This is a genomic window from Kitasatospora sp. NPDC043949 (genome assembly GCF_056435365.1).
On record NZ_JBWKEQ010000023.1, the window covers coordinates 116249 to 123722 of the forward strand.

Consider the following 7474-nt stretch of genomic DNA (forward strand, 5'->3'; position numbering starts at 1 on the left):
ACAAGGAGTTCCAGAACCGCCATGCAGCTGCTCGCCCTGGCCATGTACCACCGCGACGGCGGGACAGCCCCGAGAGTCCTGCGCTTCCGTCCCGGGGCGCTGAACGTCATCACGGGTGAGTCCGAGACCGGGAAGTCCGAGGTGCTCGACATCGTCGACTACTGCCTTGGGCGGAGAACACCGAACCTGCCCGACGAACCGATCGACCAGACCGTCGGCTGGTACGCACTCCTCGTCGTCTTCGACGACGAAAGCCGCATGGTCTTGGCCCGGCCCCGTCCCACCGGAGCCTCCACCCTCCACGCCATGGTGCAGACCGGCGACAGCCGTCTCGATCTTCCCGCGATTGGCGAACTCGCCCCCAACTCCAATGTGGCGGCTCTGCGCAGTGAGGTCAGCGCCCGGCTCGGGATCGAGGACTTCCGTTTCCAACCACCCTCCGGCGCCGGGCGACACCCCTTCGACGTCTCGATCGCCCACGCTGCTCTCCTCTGCTTCCAGAACCAGAACGAGATCGCCGACAAGAAAGCCCTGTTCCACCGGCAGACCGAAACTGGGATGGCGCAGACGCTCAAAGACACACTGCCTTACTTCCTCGGAGCCGCCGGCCCCGAACAAGCCCTCCGGCGCCACCACCTCACGGAAGCCGCCCGTGCGCAGCGCGCGGCGCAACGCAAGTACGACGATGCCCTGCGCCACCAGGCCGCAACCGACGCGAACGGGCTCGCACTGGTGCGCCTCGCACAGAATGAGGGACTGCTCACCGACGTTCCCGCCGCACCGAACACCGCCCAGGTCGTCGATCTTCTGCAGCAGGCACTGGCCGCCTCGCCGCGGACCGCAGCACCGCTGAACCTGTCCGACCAGCGCCAGGGGCTGAACGACGAGCGCCGTACGCTGCGCGATCAGCTCCAGGAGCACGACGAGGCCCTGGCGACAGTCGACCGCTGGCAGCAGCAGGGCCGCGCTTTCAGCGGGGAACTCCACCTCCAGCTCGACCGCCTCAAGACGCTCGCGCTGCTCGGCCCCGAGCACCAGCACGACACGAGCGTCTGCCCGATGTGCACCCAGCCTCTTCCGCAACCCGACCCGTCAGCGCAGGACATCGCCGCGCTCACCGGGCACCTGGCTGAGGAGCTCGCCCACGCGCAGACTCTGCAGCCTGTTCGTGAAGAGCACCGACGCGCCTTGCAGGCCGAACGCGACAGCGTCGCCGAACGCCTCCGGCTCAACGGTGTGCAGCTGCGAGAACTGCTGACCAGCGACGAACGGATGCGCAATCTTCAGGAGCAGAACCTCCGCATTGCGCACATCCAGGGACGAATCGCCGAAGCCCTAACCCGTACTGGTTCGGACAGCGACATCAGCCGACTGCGTCATGACCTGGCCTTGGCCGAGGAACGAACCGCAGCGCTCCAAGTCCTCGCGGACGAGGACGATGTAGCCGCCGAGACCGAACGGTGCCTGGCCGGCATCGCCACCGACATGACTGCTTGGGCGAAGCGACTCAAACTCGGACAGGCGGCAGACGCGACAGAGGTGAGCATCAGCCTCAATCTGCTCAACGTCGTCGTCCGGCGCCCGGCCGGCCGACTGCCACTCACCCGGATCGGCAGCGCCAAGAATTGGATCGGCTACCACCTCGTGGCCCATCTCGCCCTGCACACCTATCTGCGGCGCAACAATCGGCCTGTACCCGGTTTCCTCATGCTTGACCAGCCCACGCAAGCCTTCTTCCCCGAGAAGCCGCGCGACGCCTCGAAGATCCAGGACGCCGACTGGACCACTGTCACCGCCTACTTCAGCCTCCTCAACGAGGTGGCACAACTCAACAAGGGCAACCTCCAGATCATCGTCAGCGACCACGCCAACCTGCCCGACGCCTGGTTCCAAGACGCGGTCATCGCTAACTGGCGCCCCAATGACGACGGAAGCCGAAACGCCCTCGTTCCCCCGGGGTGGCTCGGCTGACGGACCATGGGCCGCCGGAAGCGGCCTCCGGTGCCAGTGCTGCATGTTAGGTGCCGCCCGGTAGGCCCTCTGCGCAGTCGGAAGGAAGACCTGGCTGACGCTCCCCTGTTGACCGGATCCTCCAACCTGTGACTGGTCGTCATGGCCAAGACTGCTGACTGCGGTTGCGGCTGCGCCGGTTGGACCCGGTGGCGCGGACCATGCCCGTGGCCAGGGCGGGGCCCTGCCGGAGCGGAATCGGGACCTGGGGGCATGGCACCGCCGGTAGGTGCTGCTTATCGGCCCGACGTGACCGGCAACATGCCGGTTGACGGTCTGAATCAAGGCAACAGCCGGTAGACCGACGAAGACTTCGAGGGGCGCGCGGCGGTGCTGCGTGCCCCCTTTCCTTTTGGGATCCCACAGGAGATATGTGTAGTATTTGGTTAGGTCCTACTATTTGGGAGTCTGTGGTGAGGGTCAGCTTCGGTGGTGAGCGGGTTGAGGTGCCCGACGACCTGGGCCGGGCGCTGCTCGCGGCCCTGCGCGGCGAGCGTCTGGTGGAACCGCCGCAAGCCGCCGACTTCGACGACCTGACCGCCCTGGTGGCCTGCATCAGCCGGGTCACCCAGCACCTGAACGTGGTCAAGGAACTGGCGATGTCCCGCGCGGACGCCAGCGACAGCTACTCCAACCGGCGCGCCCTGGGCATCGCGGCCGCCATGGCACCCTCCCAACTGGGCCGGGTCCTGGAGGGCCACGGACTCCCGCGCGACCGCCGCGCCGGCGGAGTGGACCTGGCCGTCGCCTTCCGCACCACCGACGACAGCGTCCTCCACCTGGCCGCCGAGGACGACGTGGCCGGCCTGCCCTCGTTCACCCTGCCACCCAACCCCGCCCAGAGCGGGGCCGAACCCACGGAGTTCGCCGGCCGGGAGCTCGAGTTCTACTACCGCCCCCAGGTCCCGATCGCGGTGGCCGACCTCGGACGCACCGCCGGCTACACCCTGCGCCCCGAGCAGGGCCCGATCGCCTGCCTCACCGAGCAGGTCTTCGACGCCCTGTTCGGCGACCCGCGGATCGACCCGACCCGACCCAACGGACGCTGAGGAGACCGACCCTGATGTCCGACGACCTGTTCAACTCCGTCGACGCCCTGCTCGCGGCCGTGCACACCGGCCTGCCGCTCCCGGCCGAGCGGGCACGGCTGCGCCTGGCGGCCGGGCTGACGCCCGCGCAGATTGCCGCGGCTCTGCGGGTGGATTCGGCCCTGGTGACGGGCTGGGAGGACGGCAGCGCCGTCCCGGGCCCGGACATCGCCCCGTCCTACGCGCGACTCCTTGACGGCCTCGCCGCCCGCTTTCCCGCGCCCGAGCAACCCGCCTCCACGCAACCCGCCTCCACGCAACCCGCCTCCACGCAGCCTGCCTCCCCGGTCCTGGCCGTGCCGCAGGCGCATCCCGCCTCGGCGCCCGCCCAGCAGGCCGCCGAGGCGCCCGTTGTCCCGGTGCTCGACCAGAACCCGGACGGCTCGCTGGTGATGGGCCCGGCCGCGCCGTGCGTGCAGTGCGGCCAGCCCTCCGTCTACCGCGCCCAGGGCCACCCGATGCACCTAGGCGGCTTCTGCCGCCCCGCAGCCCCGGTGACCGAGGCCGCCGCTGCGGTCACCCAGCAGCCGGCCCCGGCCCAGGCCCCGCCCGCTCCGGCGCCCGTCGCCGCCCCGACCACGCCCGCAGCTGCTCCTGCTCCGGTCTCCTTGGTGCCGGTCCGGCCCGCGCCGACCGCGGCCCGGGCCCAGTTGGCCAGGCCGCGTCCGGCGGCGTCCCGTCCCGCTGGCCGTCCGGCTGCGCCGCGTCCAGCCGCCCCGTCTTCTGCTGCCGCGCGTTGGTGGCCGGCGGTCGCGCTGGACGCCGCCGAGGATGGCGGCTGGGTCCTGGATGTGCCGCAGGTCCCGGCCCCGGCCGGGCCGAAGCTGGGCGACTGGTTCGCGTGGCTGGGCACCGGGCTGCCGTTGCGCGTCGAGCGCGCCCACTCGGCCGGGCGCGGCGGCGACGGCATGGTTTGCCTGACCGCTGCCGCGCTCAAGCAGCTGGGACTGCCCGCCGCCCTGCCGACCACGGAGAAGGCCCTGACCGCGCTCCACACGAAGCTGGCGAAGGCCGCCGCCACGGTGGGCATGGAGATCAGCGACCAGATCGGACCGTCCTTCCACGTCTTCCGCCGCACCGGATCGGCCGGCGGCCCGAAGACCTCGGTCCGGGTCACGGTGGCGCCGTGGCTGGGCCAGGGCGACGGCCGCCAGCAGGCCGTCAGCGCCCTCGCCGCCCCGTTGGCCACCGCCCCCGACGGCACCAAGGACGGGCTGACCCTGGCCCGCCGCTACCGCGCCTTCACCGCCGACCTCGGCGTCGCCCCCGGCGCGACCACCGCCTCCACCGCGATGCTGCTCCTGGACGCGGTGCGCCCCCGCGTGGAGTGGGTCAAGGACCAGACGACGGGGGAGTGGTCCTCGCACCCGCGCGAGGGAGCCCTGCCCTCGGGTGACCTGTGCGTGCCGCCGGCCGCCGGGGCCCGCCACCCGCTGACCCGCGAACTGCTCTCGCGCGGCGAGGCGGTGTGCGAGGAGGAGGACTACAAGTGGTGGGCCCGCACCCTCACCGCCGAGGAGGCCCGGCGTCCGTGGGCGGTCGCGGTCGACGTCTGCGCCAGCTACCTCTCGGTCACTGACTCCCTGCGCCTGCCCATCGGCCCGTACGCGTACGCGGAGCACCCGGCCTGGGACGGCGGCAAGACCGCCGGCCTGTGGTGGTGCGACTTCACCGGCATCGAGGTCGATCCCCTGCTGCCGCACCCGGCCACCTTCCACGGCCAGGCGCCGACCGGCCCGGGCTGGTACGCCACCGTGACGGTCGCCTACATGGCCACCACCTACAACTTTGACCCGGCGACCATCAGCGCCGCCTACCTGGCCGCCCACACCGCGCCGTTGCTCAAGGAATGGACCGGCCGCATCCGCGGCGGCTACAAGCGCACCTACGCCCACCTCGGCCTGTTCGACGGCCAGAACCCCGAGGAGTTCCTGGCCGCCTACGCCGTGCACAAGGACGTCGGCACCGACCCGGTCCGCGCGGACGCCATGGTTCTCGCGGGCAGCTACAAGAACGTCTACAAGGGCGGCATCGGGAAGTGGGCCGACTCCGCCCGCCACCTGGACGACCAGGTGTGGCTGGAGAAGATCGCCGCGTCCTGGTCCTACGACCCCGCGCTGCGCTTCCAGGTCATCGCCGCCGCCCGCATCGCCGCCCACCGCCGCCTGCGCAAGACCCTGCTGCTCACCGGCCGGGCCCCGATCGCGGTCAACGTGGACAGCTACCTGTACGCCACCGACGCCCCGTCCCCGCTGGAGCTGCTCCCGGTCAAGGACGACGGCACCCCGGTCCCCGGCGCGCTGCGGCTGGGCATCGCCCCGGGCAGCCACAAGCACGAGGCCTCGATCCCGCTGACGGCCGTGGTCGAGGCGATGGAGCGCCGGGAGCACCCCTCCAAGCTGGTCCACCACTACACCACCGACGGCACCCCGATCGGCCCGGAGCAGAACGACGGGACCGCCGGCACCGGCAACGACGATGAGGAAGGCGGGAACTGATGGCGGGCGGGTTGTTCGGTCGGGTGCGCGAGGCGCTGTTCCCCTCCCGGAAGGCGCCGGTGCAGTCCACCACGCAGGCCGGGCAGGTGCGGGACCGCAAGTACGGCGGGAACACCAAGGCCATGGCATCCGCCTATGGCGTCGCCCCGCGCACCGTGCTGCGCTGGATCGACGGCACCCGCCGCCCCAAGGGAGAGGACGCCCAGCGGCTCCAGCGCGAGGCGGTCGACGTGCAGACCACCGAGCGCGGCCGGGAGCGCAAGGCCAAGCAGCTCGCGCAGCGCGGCACCGTCTCGGGCATCGGAGCCAGGGTCGGCCGCGCCGTGAACTTCGAGATCCGCGGCTCGGACGCCGTCCGAGCCCGTGACATCCACCTGAACCTGACGGGCGAACAGGCTGCCGCCCTGGCCCTCGCCGAGGACGAGGACGAAGCGTGCGCCATCATCGGCCAGGCCCTCGCCGACTACTTCAACGGCGGCGTCGGCTACGGAGGCTTCTCGGCTGACGACTTCGACTTCGATCCCAACGACTTCGACTTGAGCTGACCACAACAGCGGCGAAAGTCGTAAGGAGAGAAAACAGAAAGACCCCCGCCCTGGCGGGGGCCTTTCGCATAATTCGAGGCTCCTTATTCGAATCTCCCCTTCCCAGAATTCGTAAGGTGCCGACAGGGCCGGACGCAAGCCTTTTCCAACCAGCTTCGATATTCAGCGTGAAGACGCACCGATTCCCGCCCGTCACAGCCAGGGGTCCTCCTCGGCAGCCACCGCCACCGCAGGCACGTGGACCAGGCCCTCGCCGCCGGCCTGGGCGTGCTCCACCAGCACCGCCACCAACCGCTCCGGCATCACGCCCAGCTCCCGCGCCAGCACCTCCAGGCGCCGCCCCACCGGACCCGCCAGGGACAGACGCAGGTGCACCCGACCCGCCGCCCCCTGCTGCTCCCGGCGCACCCGCTCCGCCCACTCCTGCTCTGCCGCAAGCCGTACCTCGCGCTCCGCGATCCAGGCCTGGGCCTGCTCGTCGCGCGCCATGTCGTAGACCGACCATCCCTCGGCACCGACGAGAGCGGCGATCCGCTCCCACTCGGTCGCCTCCCACACGGGGCGAAGCCCCGAGTCCTCCACGCGGCCGGCCTCCCGCTCCCAAGCCTGCGCCTCCCACCGGCCGGCCTCGATCTGCTCGGGCGACCTCCCCTGAGCCCGCCTCTGCACCAGCCTCCGCGCGAATTCAATTCCGTCAGTCTCGCCGCCCGCCACGTCTGCCTCCATGTATTCCGCCCTCGAATTCGAGAGCAATTTGACGGGACCGACTCGGAGCGGCCAACCCCAGCGAGCACAGCCGCCGAGAATCTCCGTAACCCTGTCGCTATCCCAGAGCTTAGCGGGTTGCTGTCTTTGATGCACGAGAACGGGCGAAGCCCGCCCTCTCCACCATCCCAACGAGTGACCCCACCCCAAGACCACCTATCACCATCCCACTCCCCAAGGCGCGAAGCGCCTTCACCCACCACCCCAGACAGCCCGGGCGAAGCCCGGCCCCCACCCCCACTCACCAAGGGCCGAAGGCCCCACCTTCCATACCCCCCCAGCTCCGCAGCGAAGCGGAGGAGCTGACCCGCCACCACCAAGGACGCGCAGCGCCCGCTCTCCCGATCGGGCGCTGCCCGATCCGGCCGGCGCAGCCGGCCCTGCCCGCGCGCTGCGCGGGCCAGCCTCGGACGCAGTCCGAGGCTCCCGGCCGAAGGCCGGGGCAGTACCGGGGCCGAAGGAGCCGAGCCGCGCCAAAAGCGCAAACAAACCCGGCCGAAAGCACAGGGGTACCCCGCATCGCCGGGAGAGCGGAAAAACACACACCTGAACCCCAGCCACCCCTTCT

Annotated in this window: 5 protein-coding genes; 4 read left to right on the forward strand and 1 reads right to left on the reverse strand. The window is 70.9% G+C overall.

The window, feature by feature from the left end; genetic code table 11:
* Window positions 1-21: 21 nt before the first annotated feature.
* From AC07AL_RS20600 to AC07AL_RS20615, 4 genes are all read left to right on the forward strand, one after another.
* Window positions 22-1971 carry a DUF3732 domain-containing protein gene (locus AC07AL_RS20600; RefSeq protein WP_400986911.1) on the forward strand — a complete coding sequence of 650 codons (1950 nt, stop codon included), beginning with the start codon at window positions 22-24 and terminating at the stop codon, window positions 1969-1971.
* A 452-nt stretch (window positions 1972-2423) separates the two neighbouring features.
* Window positions 2424-3059: a hypothetical protein gene (locus AC07AL_RS20605; RefSeq protein ID WP_400986913.1), complete on the forward strand. Its 636-nt coding sequence runs from the start codon at window positions 2424-2426 to the stop codon at window positions 3057-3059.
* Window positions 3060-3073: 14 nt separating this feature from the next.
* Complete coding sequence (locus tag AC07AL_RS20610; protein ID WP_478317905.1) at window positions 3074-5596, forward strand: helix-turn-helix domain-containing protein; 2523 nt, start codon at window positions 3074-3076, stop codon at window positions 5594-5596.
* Entirely contained in the window at window positions 5596-6141 is a 546-nt protein-coding gene (locus tag AC07AL_RS20615) for a hypothetical protein (RefSeq protein WP_478317906.1), read from the forward strand. Before AC07AL_RS20610 ends, AC07AL_RS20615 begins: the two co-directional genes overlap by 1 nt.
* Window positions 6142-6333: 192 nt before the next feature.
* Here AC07AL_RS20615 and AC07AL_RS20620 read toward each other — a convergent pair whose 3' ends face one another.
* Window positions 6334-6810, reverse strand: a complete 477-nt coding sequence (locus AC07AL_RS20620; protein WP_478317907.1) for a hypothetical protein — start codon at window positions 6808-6810, stop codon at window positions 6334-6336.
* Window positions 6811-7474: the final 664 nt, after the last annotated feature.